Origin of the sequence: Citrobacter sp. CK191 (genome assembly GCF_030333435.1) — a bacterium.
GTDB classification, from domain to species: Bacteria; Pseudomonadota; Gammaproteobacteria; order Enterobacterales; family Enterobacteriaceae; genus Citrobacter_B; species Citrobacter_B koseri.
The window spans coordinates 72,636-91,184 of sequence record NZ_JAOWFX010000021.1 but is presented as its reverse complement, the minus strand read 5'-3'; the positions used below and the strand labels follow the sequence as shown (position 1 = coordinate 91,184).

At 58.3% G+C, this 18,549-nt stretch carries 21 protein-coding genes; 20 read left to right on the top strand and 1 reads right to left on the bottom strand.

Annotated elements, in window-relative coordinates:
• Window positions 1–18 precede the first annotated feature (18 nt).
• Entirely contained in the window at window positions 19–576 is a 558-nt protein-coding gene (locus tag OGV82_RS04840; RefSeq protein WP_024131033.1) for a DcrB family lipoprotein, read from the top strand.
• 3 nt (window positions 577–579) lie between these two features.
• On the opposite strand, the gene OGV82_RS04835 is transcribed toward OGV82_RS04840, so the two are convergent.
• Complete coding sequence (locus tag OGV82_RS04835; protein WP_012135588.1) at window positions 580–1,797, bottom strand: MFS transporter; 1,218 nt, start codon at window positions 1,795–1,797, stop codon at window positions 580–582.
• A 131-nt stretch (window positions 1,798–1,928) separates the two neighbouring features.
• On the opposite strand from OGV82_RS04835, the gene OGV82_RS04830 reads away from it, so the two are divergent.
• The 19 genes from OGV82_RS04830 to OGV82_RS04740 all read left to right on the top strand — a co-directional run bounded on the left by OGV82_RS04830 (window position 1,929) and on the right by OGV82_RS04740 (window position 18,548).
• Entirely contained in the window at window positions 1,929–2,978 is a 1,050-nt protein-coding gene (locus OGV82_RS04830; RefSeq protein ID WP_047460519.1) for an AI-2E family transporter, read from the top strand.
• A gap of 324 nt (window positions 2,979–3,302) precedes the next feature.
• Window positions 3,303–3,680, top strand: coding sequence for a hypothetical protein (locus tag OGV82_RS04825; protein ID WP_125337100.1), 378 nt, complete (start codon window positions 3,303–3,305; stop codon window positions 3,678–3,680).
• Between the two features lie 151 nt (window positions 3,681–3,831).
• The gene (locus OGV82_RS04820) at window positions 3,832–4,893 is read left to right on the top strand and encodes a class I SAM-dependent methyltransferase (RefSeq protein WP_012135593.1); all 1,062 of its coding nucleotides are present in this window, start codon (window positions 3,832–3,834) and stop codon (window positions 4,891–4,893) included.
• 57 nt (window positions 4,894–4,950) lie between these two features.
• On the top strand, window positions 4,951–5,673 hold the full coding sequence (locus tag OGV82_RS04815; RefSeq protein ID WP_047460514.1) for a beta-ketoacyl synthase chain length factor: 723 nt from the start codon (window positions 4,951–4,953) through the stop codon (window positions 5,671–5,673).
• A gap of 41 nt (window positions 5,674–5,714) precedes the next feature.
• The gene (locus OGV82_RS04810) at window positions 5,715–6,485 is read left to right on the top strand and encodes a lysophospholipid acyltransferase family protein (RefSeq protein ID WP_233591155.1); all 771 of its coding nucleotides are present in this window, start codon (window positions 5,715–5,717) and stop codon (window positions 6,483–6,485) included.
• The gene (locus OGV82_RS04805; protein WP_024131035.1) at window positions 6,466–6,723 is read left to right on the top strand and encodes a phosphopantetheine-binding protein; all 258 of its coding nucleotides are present in this window, start codon (window positions 6,466–6,468) and stop codon (window positions 6,721–6,723) included. The genes OGV82_RS04810 and OGV82_RS04805 overlap by 20 nt, the downstream gene beginning before the upstream one ends.
• A 12-nt stretch (window positions 6,724–6,735) precedes the next feature.
• A complete protein-coding gene (locus OGV82_RS04800) occupies window positions 6,736–6,987 on the top strand; it encodes an acyl carrier protein (RefSeq protein WP_012135597.1) in 252 nt (83 codons plus the stop codon).
• A 6-nt stretch (window positions 6,988–6,993) separates the two neighbouring features.
• A complete protein-coding gene (locus tag OGV82_RS04795) occupies window positions 6,994–7,575 on the top strand; it encodes a COG4648 family protein (RefSeq protein ID WP_024131036.1) in 582 nt (193 codons plus the stop codon).
• Window positions 7,572–8,933 (top strand): class I adenylate-forming enzyme family protein, encoded by a 1,362-nt coding sequence (locus tag OGV82_RS04790; RefSeq protein ID WP_047460508.1) that lies wholly within the window; start codon window positions 7,572–7,574, stop codon window positions 8,931–8,933. Before OGV82_RS04795 ends, OGV82_RS04790 begins: the two co-directional genes overlap by 4 nt.
• A complete protein-coding gene (locus tag OGV82_RS04785) occupies window positions 8,920–9,273 on the top strand; it encodes an ApeI family dehydratase (protein WP_047460506.1) in 354 nt (117 codons plus the stop codon). Before OGV82_RS04790 ends, OGV82_RS04785 begins: the two co-directional genes overlap by 14 nt.
• Complete coding sequence (locus OGV82_RS04780) at window positions 9,264–10,955, top strand: glycosyltransferase family 2 protein (RefSeq protein ID WP_047460503.1); 1,692 nt, start codon at window positions 9,264–9,266, stop codon at window positions 10,953–10,955. Before OGV82_RS04785 ends, OGV82_RS04780 begins: the two co-directional genes overlap by 10 nt.
• 3 nt (window positions 10,956–10,958) lie before the next feature.
• Window positions 10,959–11,381, top strand: coding sequence for an acyl-CoA thioesterase (locus OGV82_RS04775; protein WP_012135602.1), 423 nt, complete (start codon window positions 10,959–10,961; stop codon window positions 11,379–11,381).
• Complete coding sequence (locus OGV82_RS04770; protein ID WP_047460500.1) at window positions 11,378–11,983, top strand: LolA family protein; 606 nt, start codon at window positions 11,378–11,380, stop codon at window positions 11,981–11,983. The genes OGV82_RS04775 and OGV82_RS04770 overlap by 4 nt, the downstream gene beginning before the upstream one ends.
• Entirely contained in the window at window positions 11,952–14,276 is a 2,325-nt protein-coding gene (locus OGV82_RS04765) for an MMPL family transporter (protein ID WP_047460495.1), read from the top strand. The genes OGV82_RS04770 and OGV82_RS04765 overlap by 32 nt, the downstream gene beginning before the upstream one ends.
• Before the next feature lie 122 nt (window positions 14,277–14,398).
• A complete protein-coding gene (locus tag OGV82_RS04760) occupies window positions 14,399–14,950 on the top strand; it encodes a DUF3261 domain-containing protein (protein ID WP_096753934.1) in 552 nt (183 codons plus the stop codon).
• Window position 14,951: 1 nt separating this feature from the next.
• Window positions 14,952–16,121 carry a beta-ketoacyl-[acyl-carrier-protein] synthase family protein gene (locus OGV82_RS04755; protein ID WP_047460491.1) on the top strand — a complete coding sequence of 390 codons (1,170 nt, stop codon included), beginning with the start codon at window positions 14,952–14,954 and terminating at the stop codon, window positions 16,119–16,121.
• Window positions 16,118–16,594 carry a hotdog family protein gene (locus OGV82_RS04750; RefSeq protein WP_047460488.1) on the top strand — a complete coding sequence of 159 codons (477 nt, stop codon included), beginning with the start codon at window positions 16,118–16,120 and terminating at the stop codon, window positions 16,592–16,594. The genes OGV82_RS04755 and OGV82_RS04750 overlap by 4 nt, the downstream gene beginning before the upstream one ends.
• The gene (locus OGV82_RS04745) at window positions 16,591–17,322 is read left to right on the top strand and encodes a 3-ketoacyl-ACP reductase FabG2 (RefSeq protein ID WP_012135608.1); all 732 of its coding nucleotides are present in this window, start codon (window positions 16,591–16,593) and stop codon (window positions 17,320–17,322) included. Before OGV82_RS04750 ends, OGV82_RS04745 begins: the two co-directional genes overlap by 4 nt.
• Window positions 17,319–18,548 (top strand): beta-ketoacyl-ACP synthase, encoded by a 1,230-nt coding sequence (locus tag OGV82_RS04740; RefSeq protein ID WP_047460483.1) that lies wholly within the window; start codon window positions 17,319–17,321, stop codon window positions 18,546–18,548. The genes OGV82_RS04745 and OGV82_RS04740 overlap by 4 nt, the downstream gene beginning before the upstream one ends.
• Window position 18,549: the final 1 nt, after the last annotated feature.

The window sequence follows — 18,549 nt, the reverse complement described above, 5'->3', positions numbered from 1 at the left end:
ATCGAAAGGAAGAAGTCAATGCGCAATCTGGTTAAATATGTCGGTATTGGCCTGCTGGTTATGGGGCTTGCGGCCTGTGATAACAACGATACCAATGCTCCGGCAGAGGGAACCTCTACGGAAAGCAACGCAACCGGACAACCTGTCAGCCTGCTGGACGGTAAGCTGACGTTCTCACTGCCAGCGGATATGACCGACCAGAGCGGCAAGCTGGGCACTCAGGCCAATAATATGCACGTCTACTCTGACGCGACAGGCCAGAAAGCGGTGATCGTGATTGTTGGCGATAACACCAATGAAGACCTCGCCGTGCTGGCGAAACGTCTGGAAGACCAACAGCGCAGCCGCGACCCGCAGTTGCAGGTCGTGACCAATAAAGCCATCGAGCTGAAAGGCCACACGCTGCAACAGCTGGACAGCATTATCTCTGCGAAAGGCCAGACCGCGTACTCTTCCGTACTGCTGGGCAAAGTGGATAACCAACTGCTGACCCTGCAAATCACGCTGCCAGCAGACGATCAACAGAAGGCGCAAACCGCCGCTGAAAACATCATTAACACGCTGGTTATCCAGTAACGGTTAAGACGATGACACGGCCTCCTGCGATACCGCCGGAGGCCGTTTTTTTAACCGCCAGGTCAGCAACAGCGCGATCGCCACCAGACCCGCCGCCGCCAGATAGATAACCGGCACGCCCGCCCAGGTCATCAGCAGCCCCGCCAGCGGCCCGGTCACGCCCAACGATAAATCCATAAACACCGTATAGGTCGCCAGCGCCGCCCCTTGATTCTGCTGCGGCACCGCCTTTACCGCTACCACGCCCAGCGCCGGGAAGACCAGCGAGAACCCTGCCCCCGCCAGTAACACGCCAATTTTCGCCATCCACGGCATCAGCGCAACGCCCACCAGCAGCAACCCGATAATCTCCACGCTAAAGCAGATCATCGCCACGTTTAAGCCGCCTAACCGATTGATGCCATTGGGGAACAATAAACGGGCGCCCACAAACGCACAGCTAAACAGCGTGAGCGCGAAGGCGGCGCCATCCCACCCTTTCGCGTCATAAAACAGCGTGATGAAGGTGGCGATAACGCCGAATCCCGCGGATGCCAGCGCCAGTGCCATTCCATACAGCCAGACGCGCCCAAGCACGGCGCGAAACGGCAGCGGTTTGCCCTTACTGGCTTTCACCGCCGGGCGCGGGAGCGCAAACAGCACGGCCAGCAGCGCCACGCCCATGATCGTCAACGCCAGCCCCTGTAACCCGCCCCAGGCGTAAAACAACACGCCAAGCGGGGCGCCCATCGCCATCGCGCCATACGTGACAATACCGTTCCACGAAATCACCCGGCCAATATGCAGCGACCCCACCACGCCTACGCCCCAGAGCGTTGATCCGGTTCCGGCGAAGCTTTGTCCAATGCCCAGAATGACACGCCCCAGGCATAACAGCAGCAGGCTTGCAATCGGCCAGCCGCTGGCGAATCCCGCCAGGAGATAGCTCAGGCCGCTCAGAAAGCAGCCGCACAAACCAAAGACGACAACCTTTTTCGGCCCCAGCAGGTCAGCGTAGCGCCCCGCATGAGGGCGGCTCACGAGCGTCGCAAAATATTGTAAGCTTATGACCAGCCCCGCCCAGAAGGCGCTAAACCCCATCACATCATGGACATAGCCCGGCAGGACTGCGAGCGGCAAACCGATCGTCAGATAACTGGCGAAGTTAAAAATCACAACAGAAACAATACGTAGATTGAGGCGCAATCCGCTAAGCGCCGGTTCAGCGACGGGTTCGGGCATGGGAGGTCACCACGTTTTTACAACAGTGTTTCATTTTTATCATGCTGAGTCGCGAAAATCAGTAGCAAGATTAAGAATATTGGTCTCAGGCCAGGCGCTACACTTAGAAAAAATGCAAAAAGGAAGATGACATGACAACCCCTCAACCCGACAAAACGGGGATGCATATTCTGCTCAAACTGGCGTCGTTGGTCGTCATACTGGCAGGGCTTCATGCCGCAGCAGATATTATTGTACAGCTCTTACTGGCGCTCTTTTTCGCCATTGTCCTCAACCCGCTGGTAACCTGGTTTATTCGTCGCGGCGTTAACCGCCCGGTGGCGATTACCCTCGTGGTGGTCGTGATGCTTATCGTGCTGACGGCGCTGATCGGCGTACTGGCTGCGTCAATCAATGAATTCGTCGCCATGCTGCCGAAATACAACAAGGAGCTGACGCGTAAGGTTCTGCATTTGCAGGAGATGCTGCCCTTCCTCAACCTGCACATGTCGCCGGAACGCCTGCTGCAACGCATCGACTCCGATAAACTGATGACCTTCACCACCACACTGATGACTGGCCTTTCCGGGGCGATGGCAAGCGTAGTCCTGCTGGTGATGACGGTGGTGTTTATGCTGTTCGAAGTCCGCCACGTTCCCTACAAACTGCGTTTCGCGCTGAACAACCCGCAAATTCACATTGCGGGTTTACACCGGGCGCTCAAAGGCGTGTCGCACTATCTGGCGCTGAAAACGCTGCTGAGCCTGTGGACCGGCGTGATTGTCTGGCTGGGGCTGGCGCTGATGGACATCCAGTTTGCGCTGATGTGGGGCGTGCTGGCGTTTTTACTCAACTATGTCCCTAATATTGGTTCGGTCATTTCAGCAGTGCCGCCGATGATTCAGGCACTGCTGTTCAACGGTTTCTACGAATGCGTTCTGGTCGGCGCGCTCTTTCTGGTGGTGCATATGATCATCGGCAATATCCTGGAACCACGCATGATGGGCCACCGCCTGGGAATGTCCACGCTGGTGGTGTTCCTCTCTTTACTGGTGTGGGGATGGTTATTAGGCCCGGTAGGGATGCTGCTTTCCGTTCCGCTTACCAGCGTCTGTAAGATCTGGATGGAGACCACCAAAGGCGGCAGCAAGCTGGCGATTTTGCTGGGGCCGGGTCGCCCGAAAAGTCGGTTGCCCGGATAATTAATTTACCTACCAACCAGGGTAGTTTTTATCTACGCACCTGCCCGGTAAACTGTCATGCGTTTTAAATATATGTGGCAGTTTACCTTAAATGAAATATGTCCTGCCGCCCGTTATTTAATAAATAAGAAACAGCATTCACCGGAATAAAGCGACTTAACTCAAACAGATATAACAATACCGCATTCAGTCGGTTTTCGCGTGAAATGAAAAATGCATAAAATAAAAACCGACGCCATTATGGCTGGCGTTCGTTATTAATAAATTAATAAGCACATTATTAGTCAACTAGTTAATTGATAGGGAGTTTTCATGAAACAATTCATTAAATGGTTTGCCGCTATTGCGGTTGTGGGTGCTCTGGCGGGTTGCGCGCGTACTGCGCCTATCGATCAGGTTCACTCCAGCGTGAGCGCGGGCCATACTCAGGAGCAGGTCAAAAACGCCATTCTGAAGGCCGGCGTTCAACGTCAATGGATCATGTCTGAAGTCGGGCCAGGCGTTATCAAAGGACGTCAGCAGACGCGCAACCACGTCGCTGAAGTGCGCATTACCTACTCCGCCACCGGCTACGACATCAAATACGACAGCAGCCTCAATTTGCAGGCTTCCGGCGGCAAAATTCACAAAAACTACAACCGCTGGGTACATAACCTGGACAAAGACATCCAGGTTAACTTGTCCGCAGGCGCGGGTCTGTAATTCAGGCGGTACGCACTTTCATTCAGGTGGCATTGAGCTGAACGTTCACGCGTCAAAAGCGGCGGCCTGAAAGATGACGCGGATTATTAAAGTCGGGTCGAAGACGGCCCGATAACTCGCTTTTACCCCCTCTTAACAGGTTGTCCCCATTATGTACGAACAGGACTCGCTCAGCGCACTGGATGCCATCACGGAAGCACAACGTATCGCCTTCGCCCCCATGCTTTTCCAGGCCGCATTGTGTCTGCGTAACGCGGGTGTGCTGACATATCTGGATCGGCAGGGTAAACGCGGCGCAACGCTCGACGATATCACTGAAAACAGCAGCATCAATGAATATGCCGCCAGCGTACTGCTGGATATGGGATTAAGCGGACGTATTATTACTCACAAAGAGGGGCATTATTATCTCGCGAAGGTGGGGCATTTTCTTCTGCATGACGCCATGACCCGTATAAATATGGATTTCACCCAGGATGTTTGCTATCAGGGGCTGTTTTATCTGGAAAATGCGCTAAAGGAAGGCAAACCGTCAGGACTGAAAATATTCGGCGACTGGCCAACGATTTATCCCGCGCTGTCGCAATTACCGCAGGCGGCGCGTGACAGCTGGTTCGCCTTCGATCATTACTATTCCGACGGCGCATTTGACGCCGCGCTGCCTTATGTATTCGCCAGTCGCCCGGCAACCCTGTACGATGTGGGCGGAAATACCGGGAAATGGGCATTACGCTGCTGCCAGTACGATGAAAATATCGCGGTCACTTTATTAGATTTGCCACAACAAATTGCACTTGCCCGTAAAAATATCGAAAATGCAGGATTATCTCATCGCATAGATTTCCATGCAGTGGATATGCTGGGTGATACGCCTTTACCTGGAGAGGCCGATATCTGGTGGATGAGCCAATTTCTGGACTGCTTTTCACCGGAACAGATTATCACCATGCTCAGTAACGTTGCCCGCGTGATGAAACCCGGCGCAAGGCTGTGCATTATGGAGCTGTTCTGGGATGCGCAGAAATTTGAAGCGGCCTCTTTTAGCCTGAATGCGTCTTCGCTTTATTTTACCTGTATGGCAAATGGCAACAGCCGTTTCTACAGCGTAGAGAAGTTTTATCACTATCTGGACATGGCAGGGTTCCAGGTGGATGAACGCCATGACAACCTGGGCGTTGGGCATACTTTATTGATATGCCAAAAGAAAAAATAACAAAGTGACGTTAAAAAAACGTCACTGGTATCACCGGATTACCGCGGACGCGCGTTGATGAAATTTGCACTAAACATAACAGACTGGCAGGCCAGAGCCCCAGGACTTAGCGAAGCGACCCACTGGCAGCAGTGGTCGCGGGAGCCGTACGCCATCGATCCCGCTGCGCCGCAGGCAAAACTGCACGAACTCCCGATGATGACCGCCCGGCGGCTCAGTTCCGGCAGCAAACTGGCGGTGGAGTGCGGGCTGGCCATGCTGCGTCGCCACGATATCGACGCGGTGCTCTATACCAGCCGCCACGGCGAACTGGAGCGTAACTACCGCATCCTGCACGCGCTGGCGATGGAACAGGCGCTCTCTCCCACCGATTTCGCCCTGTCAGTACACAATTCCGCGGTCGGTAATCTGACCATTGCCGCAAAACAGCCGGTTGTCTCATCCTCGCTTTCCGCCGGGAGAGACACCTTCCAGCAAGGGTTGTGCGAAGTGATGTGCCTGCTTCAGGCGGGTTATCAGCGGGTATTGATGGTCGATTTCGACGGCTTCCTGCCCGAGTTTTACCATCCGCGATTACCGCCGCAGATGCCGACCTGGCCTTACGCCGTCGCCTTTGTCATTGAAACGGGGAATTCGCTGTCCTGCGCCACGCGTCCCGGCGCGCCTCAGGATGAAACGCCGCTTCCGCAAAGCCTGCTGTTTTTACAGCGTTACTTACAAAACGCCGACGCCTTTACGCTGCCGGGCGAGCGGGTAGAGTGGCAGTGGAGCCGCGCGTGAATACGCTTCTGGCGCGCCTGGATTGGGCATGGAGACTGGTGATGACCGGTTTTTGTTTTGCCCTGTTCGGCATCGGCGGGCTGTTGCTTTCTGTCGTGTGGTTCAACTTATTGTTACTATTGGTATGGAACCCCGTCAGACGCCGCCGCCTGGCCCGTCGCAGCATTGCGGCCAGTTTTCGCGCCTTTTTAACGGTAGCGAAAACGCTTGGCGTTCTGGACTACCGCATCGAGGGGAGCGACGTGCTGCGACAGGAGAAAGGGTGTCTGGTGGTGGCGAACCATCCCACGCTTATCGATTACGTGCTGCTGGCCTCCGTCATGCCCGAAACCGACTGCCTGGTGAAGAGCGCACTGCTGAAAAACCCGTTCGTCAGCGGCGTTATTCGCGCGGCGGATTACCTGATCAACAGCCAGGCCGACGCGCTGTTACCGGCCTGCCAGCAGCGTCTGGATCAGGGCGACACAATATTGATTTTCCCCGAAGGGACGCGAACGCGACCCGGTGAAAAAATGACGCTGCAACGCGGCGCGGCCAATATCGCCGTGCGCTGCGACAGCGATTTACGCGTAGTGACTATCCACTGTAGCGAGCATCTGCTGGATAAGCAGAGCAAATGGTATGACGTGCCTCCCGCGAAACCTCTGTTTACCGTAGAGGTGCGCGAGCGGATCGCGATCGACCCGTTTAACGATGCAAATTTACAAGAACCGGCGCTGGCGGCAAGGCAGTTGAACCGGCATCTTTTGCTTCAATTACAACCAGGTGCTACACCTCTTTCAGGAATTAATGATGCAAGCGCTCTACCTTGAAATTAAAAATCTCATAATAAATACGCTGAATCTGGACGAGCTGTCCGCTGACGATATCGATACCGAGGCGGCGCTCTTTGGTGATGGTTTAGGACTGGATTCGATCGATGCCCTTGAGCTGGGGCTGGCGGTGAAAAACCAGTATGGCGTGGTGCTCTCCGCAGAGAGCGAAGAGATGCGTCAGCACTTCTTTTCCGTCGCCACGCTGGCATCTTTCATTCACGCTCAACGTGCCTGAGGCGAGTCCGTTATGACAGAACAACATGCCATTTATGAAGAAGTCTCCGCGCTTCTGGTCAAACTGTTTGAAATCGACCCTCAGGACATCAAACCTGAGGCGCGCCTGTATGAAGATCTGGAGCTGGACAGCATCGACGCCGTCGACATGATCGTGCATCTGCAAAAGAAAACCGGTAAGAAAATCAAGCCGGAAGAGTTCAAAGCGGTGCGTACCGTGCAGGATGTCGTCGACGCCGTAGAACGCCTGCTGAAAGAAGCGTAATACGCCATGTCAGGCGCTCACGCGCGTATGGGTATTCAGTTGCTGACCGGCCTGATGCTGCTGGCCTGGCCATTTTTGATCTGGTTTGGGCTGACGCATAACAGCCTCCACTGGCTGCTGCCGCTGATGGCGTTGCTGCTCTTTTTACGCTTTCGTCAGACCCGGCGACAGGCGGGGCCGCTGCGCGTCGTCACTCAGGTGGCGGCGGTGGCGGGCATAGCGCTTTGCGTCGCCAGCTATCTGCTTAAAACACATCAACTGCTGCTGTTTTACCCGGTCGTTGTTAACGGCGTCATGCTTGCCGTTTTTGGCGGCTCGCTGTGGACATCCATGCCGATTGTCGAACGTCTGGCGCGACTGCGTGAACCTGCGCTGCCGGAAGCCGCAGTGCGCTACACCCGTCGCGTAACACAAATCTGGTGCGCCTTTTTCATCGGCAACGGCGGTATTGCGCTCTTTACCGCGCTACACGGCGACATGGCGCTATGGACCGCCTGGAACGGCATGATTGCCTATCTGCTGATGGGCGCGTTGATGGCGGGCGAGTGGCTGGTGCGCCGCCAGGTGATTAAACGAGAAACACAATGAAGCAGACCCTTCCGCTCTCCCGCTGGCTCACCGCGCCACGCCCGGATGAAACGCCTGTTGCCTGGCTGGGTGAGGACACCTGGACGCTGGGCCACCTGCGCCATGACGTCGCGCAGTTGGTGAAACACCTGCAACAGCAGGAGGGCGAGCGCTGGGCGCTGTGTTTTGAGAACAGCTATCTGTTTATTGTTGCGCTGCTGGCAACGCTGCATAGCGGAAAAACGCCCGTTATTCCGGGGCATAACCGCGTCTCTCTGCTGGATGAGCAGCGCGCGCTGTTCAACGGCGTGCTCAGCGATAAGACGTCTGGCTGGCACGGCCCGCTGCTGGTAGTCAATACATCACGACAGTTCAGCGCAGAAGCCTTCACATTCGACGATATTGCCGCCGATGCCTTCGTTGAATTGTTTACCTCTGGCTCCACCGGTCAACCCAAGCGCATCATCAAACCCATCGCGCGGCTGGATTGCGAGGCCGAACTGCTGGCGATGCGTTTTGCCGACCGCCTGGCAGGCTGTCGCGTCGTGGCGTCAGTCGTTCCTCAGCATCTGTACGGTCTGACTTTCCGTATTTTCCTGCCGATGGCGCTCGGCCTGCCGCTTCATGCCGCAATGCTCTACTACGCAGAGCAGCTTGCCGCGCTAAGCCACGACCACCGCTATGCGTTTATCAGCAGTCCGGCGTTCCTGAAACGCCTCGACCATCGGCTCACGCCGCCGCCGGTCAGCATGATCCTTTCCGCAGGCGGTATGCTGCCCTGGGGCGATGTCACGCAAACCGCCGCCTGGCTCAATATCTGGCCGGATGAAATCTACGGCAGCACCGAAACCGGCATTCTCGCCTGGCGCTACCGCCAGCAGGAGGAGATCGCCTGGCTCCCCTTCCCCGGCGTACATTTTCAGCCGGAGGGCGAAGCATTTCGCGCCTTTTCGCCGCTGATCGTGCAGCAGGACGGCCTGTTACTCGACGATATCCTCCAGTTTGATGAGAACGGCCAGTTCCGCCTGATGGGACGCCGGGGGCGCGTCGTCAAAATTGAAGAGAAACGGATCTCGCTCAGCGAAGTTGAACAGCGGCTGCTGGAGCTGAAGGGCATCCGCGAGGCGGTCGCGCTGCCTGTTTCACGCGGCGGTCGTCAGGGCATTGGCGTTCTGCTGGTGCTGGATGACGAAACCCGCCAACAATGGCAGCGCTGCGGCGGCAAAGCCCAGGAGCTGACCTGGCGTCGCTCGCTGCTGCCGTGGCTGGAGCCGGTTGCCGTACCTCGCTACTGGCGCGTGATCGACGAGATCCCGGTCAACAGTATGAACAAGCGTGTCTATGCGCAATTACAGGAGTTATTTCATGATACCCCATGAAATTAAGCGCCATCAGGCACAACCCCAACAGCTTGAGATCGTCCTGCATCTCGACCCTTCCCTGTTCTGGTTCAGCGGCCACTTTACCGTGCAGCCGCTGTTGCCTGGCGTCGCGCAGCTGGACTGGGTGATGCATTACGCCACCACGCTGCTCACGCCCGGCTGGCGTTTTCACAGCATCCAGAACGTCAAATTCCAGGCGCCGCTGCTGCCTGAAACCACGGTGACGCTGACCCTGAGCTGGCAGGAAACCCGCCAGCTCCTGACGTTTAGCTATCAGCGCCACGATGGCGACGCGCGGCATACCGCCAGCAGCGGGAAGATCCGGTTATGCCGTTGACCTTCACTCCCTGCGTGCTCATCCCCTGCTACAACCACGGCGCGATGATGGCGCGGGTGCTGGCGCGGCTACAGCCGTTTAATCTGCCCTGCATTGTGGTGGATGACGGCAGTGACGAAACAACACGTCGGGAATTAGCACAGCTGGCGGCTCAGGAACCGAACCTGACGCTGATCCGCCTGCCGGAAAACGCGGGCAAAGGCGCTGCGGTGATTCGTGGGCTACAGGCAGCCTCAGACGCGGGATTTACCCACGCGGTGCAGGTGGACGCCGACGGCCAGCATGCCATTGAAGATATTCCGAAGCTGCTCGACCTGGCGCAGGAAAACCCAGCTGCGCTGATCTCCGGGCAGCCGATCTATGACGATTCCATTCCCCGTTCGCGCCTGTACGGTCGCTGGATAACCCACGTCTGGGTATGGATTGAAACGCTTTCGTTCCAGCTGAAAGACAGCATGTGCGGGTTTCGCGTGTACCCAGTCGCCCCTGTGCTGCAACTGGCGCAGCGCGTCACGCTCGGCAAACGGATGGACTTCGACACCGAAGTCATGGTGCGCCTCTACTGGCAGGGCAACACCAGCTATTTTGTCCCGACCCGCGTTACCTATCCGCTGGATGGACTGTCCCATTTTGACGCGCTAAAAGACAACTGCCGAATTTCACTGATGCACACCCGCTTGTTCTTCGGCATGCTGCCGCGCATCCCGTCTTTGCTGTTTCGCCGCTCGTCGCCGCACTGGGCGCGCCAGCAGGAAGTTAAAGGGCTGTGGGGAATGCGTCTGATGCTGCTGGTCTGGCGTCTGCTTGGGCGTAAGGCGTTCTCGCTGCTGCTTTATCCGGTGGTCGGCGTCTACTGGCTGACGGCAGCGCACGCCCGCAACGCGTCGCAACACTGGCTGGCCCGCGTACGAACGCAGCTGACGTCACGCCAGCGCCCCGTTCCGTCCCGGCTGACCAGCTTCCACCACTTTCTGCGTTTTGGCGAGGCGATGCTGGATAAAATCGCCAGCTGGCGCGGGGAGCTACAGTTTGGCCGCGATGTGGTCTTTGCGCCGGGCGCAGAAGAGACGCTCAACATCACGGCGCCGACGGGCAAACTGCTGCTGGCCTCGCATCTGGGCGATGTCGAAGCCTGCCGCGCGCTGGCGCAATTGCAGGGCAGCAAAACCATCAACGCTCTGGTGTTCAGCGACAATGCCCAACGTTTTAAACAGATTATGGACGAGATGGCGCCGCAGGCCGGGCTGAACCTGATGCCCGTCACCGACATCGGCCCGGACACCGCCATCCTGCTGAAAGAGAAGCTGGAACGCGGCGAGTGGATCGCCATTGTTGGCGACCGTATTGCGGTTAACCCACAGCGTGGCGGCGAGTGGCGCGTCTGCTGGAGCCGTTTTATGGGTCAGCCCGCGCCGTTTCCGCAGGGGCCATTTATTCTGGCCTCCATCCTGCGCTGCCCGGTTCAGCTTATTTTCGCTCTGCGCCAGAACGGGAAACGGCATATCCACTGTGAACCGTTCGCCGACCCGCTGCTGTTGCCGCGCGCCGAACGCCAGCAGGCATTACAGCAGGCCATCGACCGCTACGCCGAACGCCTTGAGCACTACGCGCTACAGTCGCCGCTCGACTGGTTTAATTTTTTCGATTTCTGGCAACTGCCGGATGCCAAAAACAAGGAGTAAAGGGTGCTTAACGATCCCCGTTTTACTGCTGAAGTAGAGCTGACCATTCCGTTCCACGACGTCGATATGATGGGCGTCGCGTGGCACGGCAACTATTTCCGCTACTTCGAGATTGCCCGTGAGGCACTGCTCAACCAGTTCGACTACGGCTACCGCCAGATGAAAGCGTCCGGCTACCTGTGGCCCGTGGTCGATACCCGCGTGAAGTACCGCAACGCGCTGACATTCGAACAACGCATTCGGGTGCGCGCCCGTCTTGAAGAGTACGAAAACCGCCTGCGCATCGGCTACGAAATTTTTGATGCGCAGACGGGAAAACGCGCCACGACGGGTTACACCATCCAGGTGGCGGTAGAAGAGAAAAGCCGCGAGATGTGCTTCGTCAGCCCGGATATTTTGTTTGAACGTATGGGAGTAACGCCATGAGATTCCTGCCGCTGCTGGCGCTGATCATCAGCCCGTTCGTGAGCGCTCTGACGCTCGACGATCTGCAACAGCGCTTTACCGAACAGCCGGTTGTCCGCGCCCACTTCGATCAAACCCGGACGATTAAGGATCTGCCGCAGCCGCTGCGATCCCAGGGCAGGATGCTGATCGCTCGCGACCAGGGGCTACTGTGGGATCAAACCGCCCCGTTTCCGATGCAACTGCTGCTGGACGACAAACGGATGGTACAGGTGATCAACGGCCAGCCGCCGCAGGTCATCACCGCCGAAAACAACCCGCAGATGTTCCAGTTTAATCACCTGCTGCGCGCGCTGTTCCAGGCTGACCGCAGCGTGCTGGAGCAGAACTTCCGCGTTGATTTCGCCGATAAAGGCGAGGGACGCTGGGCGCTGCGACTGACGCCGATCACCACGCCGCTGGACAAGATTTTCGCCACGATTGACCTGGCCGGACAAACGTATCTGGAGTCAATCCAACTGAATGATAAACAAGGCGATCGCACGGATATCGCACTCACTCAACACCAACTGACGCCCGCTCAACTGACCGATGACGAACGCCAACGTTTTACCGCGCAATAACCGTAAAAGCCTCGCGCTGCTATGGGGTGTCGCCTGCCTGATTATGTTGGGCGCATTGCTGACGCTGCTGCCCCAGTCACGGCTGAACAGCAGCGTGCTGGCAATGCTGCCAAAACAGGCTTTAGGGAACATTCCGCCTGGCCTGAACGACGGTTTCATGCAGCGCCTCGACCAACAGCTGGTCTGGCTGGTAAGCCCGGGTAAACAGGCCGATCCGCAGGTGGCGCGCGACTGGCTCGCGCTGTTGCAAAAATCCCACGCGCTGGCGGACGTCAAAGGCCCGATGGACGCCGACAGCCAGCAGGCATGGGGCGCCTTTTTCTGGCAGCATCGCAACGGCCTGATCGATGAGGCCACCCGCGCTCGCCTGCAAAACGGCGACGACGCGCAGGCGCAGTGGATTCTGTCTCAGCTGTATTCCGCCTTCTCCGGGGTGAGCGGTAAAGAGCTGCAAAACGATCCGCTGATGCTGATGCGCGGTTCGCAGCTGGCGATGGCGAAAAACGGCCAGCGTCTGCGGCTGATGGACGGCTGGCTGGTCACTCAGGATGAGCAGGGGCACTACTGGTATCTGCTGCACGGCGAGCTGGCCGGTTCGTCGTTTGATATGCAGCAAACGCACCAGCTCGTCACCACGCTCAGCGCGCTGGAAGGTGAACTAAAAACGCGTTATCCGCAGGCGCAGCTGCTGTCGCGCGGTACGGTTTTTTACAGTGATTACGCCAGCCAGCAGGCGAAACAGGATATCTCCACCCTTGGCGTGGCGACGGTTCTGGGCGTGATTCTGCTGATCGTGGCGGTCTTTCGCTCGCTTCGCCCGCTGCTGCTGTGCCTGATATCAATTGGCGTCGGCGCGCTGGCCGGAACCGTCGTCACCCTGCTGATTTTCGGCGAGCTGCACCTGATGACGCTGGTGATGAGCATGAGCATCATCGGTATTTCGGCCGACTATACGCTTTATTACCTGACCGAGCGCATGGTGCACGGCAACGACGCGTCGCCGTGGCAGAGCCTCGCCAAAGTGCGTAACGCCCTGCTGCTGGCGCTGCTGACCACCGTCGCGGCGTATCTGATCATGATGCTCGCCCCTTTCCCCGGCATTCGCCAGATGGCGGTATTTGCCGCCGTGGGATTAAGCGCCTCCTGCCTGACGGTCATTTTCTGGCATCCGTGGCTGTGTCGCGGGCTGCCTGTGCGCCCCGTTCCGGCAATGGTGCTGATGTTGCGCTGGCTGGCGGCGTGGCGGCGCAATAAAAAACTGTCCATCGGCCTGCCTGTGGCGCTGGCGATCTTCTCGCTGGCGGGCATCGCAACGCTGCATGTGGATGACGATATTTCACAGCTACAGGCGCTGCCGCAGCAGATTCTGGCGCAGGAAAAAGCGATCACCGCCCTGACCGGGCAGAGCGTCGATCAGAAATGGTTTGTGGTTTATGGTCAGTCCGCACAGCAAACGCTGGAGCGGCTGGAAGCCTTTACCCCAGCGCTGGAACAGGCAAAACGTGACGGGCTGTTCAGCGGCTATCGCACGCTTCCGATCAACTCGCTCGCCCGTCAGCAGCAGGATCTGAGGCTACTGAAAAACGCCGCTCCGGCGGTGAGCCGCGCGCTACAGAATGCCGGGCTTTCCACGGTTAACCCGGATCTGAACGCCATGCCGGTAACGGTGGACGCCTGGCTTGCCAGCCCGGCCAGCGAAGGCTGGCGGCTGCTGTGGCTGACGCGGGAGAATGGCGAAAGCGGCGTGCTGGTGCCGGTAGACGGCGTGAAGCGAAACGCCGCGCTGAACGCCCTCGCCACGCAATATTCCGGCGTGGCGTGGGTTGACCGAAAAAGCACCTTCGACACACTGTTCGCCCTCTATCGCAATGTGCTGACGGGACTGCTGTTTGTGGCGCTGGCGGTCATTGCCTGCGGCGCGATGATCAGGCTTGGCTGGCGCAAAGGGCTGGTAAGCCTGGTGCCGTCAGTGCTGTCGCTGGGCTGCGGTCTGGCGGCGCTGACATTGAGCGGCCATGCGGTCAATCTGTTCTCGCTGTTAGCGCTGGTGCTGGTGCTGGGGATTGGCATCAACTATACGCTGTTTTTCAGCAACCCACGCGGAACGCCGTTGACCTCGCTGCTGGCGATTACGCTGGCGATGATGACCACGCTGCTGACCCTCGGCATGCTGGTCTTTAGCGCCACCCAGGCCATCAGCAGTTTCGGTATCGTACTGGTCAGCGGGATTTTCACCGCATTTCTGTTATCGCCTCTGGCAATGCCCGGTAAAAAAGAGAAAAAAAGAAGATGATCAAACAAACAGCGCACTGGTTGAGACACCTTTTGCCGGATGGCGGCTTTGCCTTATCCGGCCTGCGCCAGCGCACAAACCGCAGGCCGGATAAGCGTAGTGCCATCCGGCAGTTTCTGCTGATGACCGCAGCGCTCATTCTGACCGGATGCAGCCACTCGCAGAAAGCGCCGGAAGGCCGCCCGCAGGCGTGGCTGGAACCCGGCGCGCGCGTCACGCTGCCTGCACCGGGCATCTCTCCGGCGGTCAGTTCGCAACAACTGCTCACCGGCAGCTTTAACGGCAAAACCCAGTCGCTGCTGGTGATGCTCAATGCCGACGAGCAAAAAATCACCCTTGCCGGACTGTCGTCGGTTGGCATCCGCCTGTTCCTTGTCACCTATGATGAGAAAGGGCTGCACACCGAGCAGTCCATCGTGGTGCCGCAGCTACCGCCCGCCAGCCAGGTTCTGGCCGACGTAATGCTCAGCCACTGGCCGATTAGCGCCTGGCAGCCGCAGTTGCCGACGGGATGGACGCTCACCGACAACGGCGACAAACGCGAGCTGCGCAATGCCAGCGGTAAGCTGGTGACGGAAATTATCTATCTGAACCGCAAAGGCAAACGCGAGCCGATCAGCATTGAGCAGCATGTGTTCAAATACCACATCACCATTCAATATCTGGGTGACTGATATGATCTATATTTCTGCGGTCGGTATGATCAACGCGCTGGGCAACGATACGGATGAGATCGCCACAAACCTGACGCGCGGCGTGGCGCCTGGCATGCGCCCTCGCTCCGGCTGGCTACAGGGGCATCCACAGGCGGTGCTCGCCGGTGTTGACGGCGAACTGCCCGCCATCCCCGATGACTTTGCCGCTCACCGTTCGCGCAACAATCAGCTGCTGCTGGCCGCGCTCGCGCAGATCCAGCCCCGGGTGGATGAAGCCATCGCGCAGTATGGCCGCGATCGCGTCGCCGTGGTGCTCGGCACCAGCACCTCCGGCCTCGACGAAGGTGATGCCCATGTCAACCTGACGCTAAACGGCCAGGAAAGCCTCTCCTGGCAGTACCCGCAGCAGGAGCTGGGCGATCCGTCGCGCTTTCTCAGCCGCTGGCTGGCGCTTGATGGCCCGGCGTTTACCCTTTCCACCGCCTGTTCCTCCAGCGCCAGAGCGATCATCAGCGGACGCCGACTGATCGAAGCCGGTCTGGCGGACGTGGCGATTGTCGGCGGCGCGGACACCTTAAGCCGGATGCCGATTAACGGCTTCCACAGCCTGGAGTCGCTCTCTCCAACGCGATGCCTGCCGTTCGGCCGGGATCGCAGCGGCATTACCATCGGCGAAGGGGCCGCGCTGATGCTGCTGACCCGCGAACCGCAGCCTGTCGCGCTGCTGGGCGTCGGCGAGTCCAGCGACGCGTACCATATTTCCGCGCCGCATCCGCAAGGTGAAGGCGCGATTCGCGCGATTACCCAGGCGCTCAATGACGCAGGCATCACGCCGACGCAGGTGGGTTATATCAACCTGCACGGCACCGCCACGCCGCTCAACGACCAGATCGAATCGAAAGTCGTGAGTGAACTGTTTGGCGAGAATGTGCCCTGTAGCTCCACCAAACATCTGACCGGGCACACGCTGGGCGCAGCAGGAATCACCGAAGCCGCCCTCAGCATGTTGATTCTGCAACGCGACTTGCCGCTGCCGCCGCAGGATTTCAGCGATTCGCCGCGTGACCCGGCGTTGCCGCGCTGCGGCATCATCGAACAACCGCGCGCGCTTGAACGCCCGGTGATCTTATCTAACTCGTTCGCCTTTGGCGGCAACAACGCCAGCATTCTGCTCGGGAGGGTTTCATGAGTCGCTATTTATCACCCGGCGAGTATCTGCCGCATGACGCCCCCATGTTGCTGCTCGAAGACGTCGAGTGCGTCACGGACGAGTCCGCCGCCTGCCGCGTCACCGTGGCGCCAGGCGGCGTGCTGGCCCCGTTTCTTGATCCGCAGGGCAATCTGCCCGGCTGGTTCGCGCTGGAACTGATGGCGCAAACCGTCGGCGTCTGGTCAGGCTGGCATCGTCATCAACAGGGTCAGAGCGCCATCTCTTTGGGCATGGTGCTCGGCGCGCGTGAACTCGTCTGCGCCGCAGGCGCCCTCCCCGCCGAGGAAACGCTGACCATCAGGGCCACATTACTCATGCAGGATGAGCGTTTCGGCAGCTTTGAATGCACAATCGATGCGGGGGATGACACGCTGGCGACAGGCCGCGTAAATACGTTCCAGCCCACGCAGGAAGAACTCACCACGCTATTTCAACAGGGAGCTGCAACATGAGTCGTTCCGTTCTGGTTACCGGGGCCAGCAAAGGCATCGGTCGCGCCATCGCCCGTCAACTGGCGGCTGACGGCTTTGTTGTCGGGGTTCACTATCACCGTGACGCGCAGGGCGCGCAAGAAACGCTGGATGCCATTCTCGCCGTCGGCGGCGCAGGCCGTCTGCTCAGTTTTGACGTCGCCAGTCGCGAGCAATGCCGCGAGGTGCTGGAGCAGGATATCGACGCGCATGGCCCGTGGTATGGCGTGGTCAGCAACGCCGGGATCACCCGCGACGCCGCCTTTCCGGCGCTGAGCGACGACGACTGGGATGCCGTGATCCACACCAATCTCGACAGCTTTTACAATGTGATTCAGCCGTGCATCATGCCGATGATTAGCGCACGTCAGGGTGGACGGATCATTACCCTGTCATCCGTTTCCGGCGTGATGGGCAACCGTGGTCAGGTTAACTACAGCGCCGCAAAAGCGGGCATTATCGGTGCGACAAAAGCGCTGGCGATTGAGCTGGCAAAACGTAAAATCACCGTCAACTGCATCGCGCCGGGGCTGATTGACACCGGCATGATCGCAATGGAAGAGGCCGCGCTGAAAGAGGCGATGTCCATCATCCCAATGAAACGTATGGGCCAGGCAGATGAAGTGGCAGGGCTGGCCAGTTATTTAATGTCGGATATTGCGGGTTACGTTACCCGCCAGGTCATATCCATCAATGGAGGGATGTTATGACGCGTCGCGTTGTGATTACAGGCATGGGCGGCGTCACCGCGTTTGGCGAGAACTGGCAGGACGTTTCCACCAGACTGAACGCTTACGAAAACGCCGTGCGCCAGATGCCGGAATGGCAGGTTTATGACGGACTGCATACGCTGCTTGGCGCGCCAGTCGATGATTTCACCCTACCGGCACACTATACCCGCAAGCGTATTCGGGCGATGGGCCGCGTGTCACTCATGTCCACCCGCGCCACCGAACTGGCGCTAGAGCAGGCAGGGCTTATCGACGATGCGGTGCTGACCAACGGCGAAACCGGAATTGCCTATGGTTCTTCTACCGGCAGTACCGGCCCGGTGAGCGAATTCGCCACCATGCTGACGGAAAAACACACCAACAACATCACCGGCACCACTTACGTGCAGATGATGCCACACACCACCGCCGTCAACACCGGGCTGTTCTTTGGCCTGCGGGGCCGCGTGATCCCGACGTCCAGCGCCTGCACCTCCGGCAGTCAGGCGATTGGTTATGCCTGGGAAGCGATTCGTCACGGCTACCAGACGGTGATGGTCGCAGGCGGCGCAGAAGAGTTATGCCCGTCTGAAGCGGCGGTTTTTGACACGCTGTTCGCCACCAGCCAGCGCAATGACGAACCGAAAACGACGCCTTCGCCGTTCGATGAAAAGCGCGACGGTCTGGTAATTGGCGAAGGCGCAGGGACGCTGATTCTCGAAGAGCTGGAACATGCCAAAGCCCGAGGGGCGACCATTTACGGCGAAATCATCGGCTTTGCCACTAACTGCGACGCCGCGCATATCACCCAGCCACAGCGTGAAACCATGCAGATTTGCATGGAACAATCGCTGAAAATAGCAGGCTTAAGCGCACGGGATATAGGGTACATTTCTGCCCACGGCACGGCGACCGATCGGGGCGATATCGCAGAAAGTCAGGCAACGGCCGCAATTTATAGCGATAATGTGCCGATCTCCTCGCTAAAAAGCTACTTTGGGCATACCCTTGGCGCCTGCGGGGCACTGGAAGCCTGGATGAGTCTGCAAATGATGCGTGAAGGTTGGTTTGCACCTACGCTAAACTTGAGTCAGCCGGATACCCAATGCGGCGCGCTGGATTACATCATGGGTGAAGCCCGCAAGATTGATTGTGAATTTTTGCAAAGCAACAACTTTGCGTTTGGCGGCATCAATACTTCTATCATTATTAAACGTTGGCCCTGAT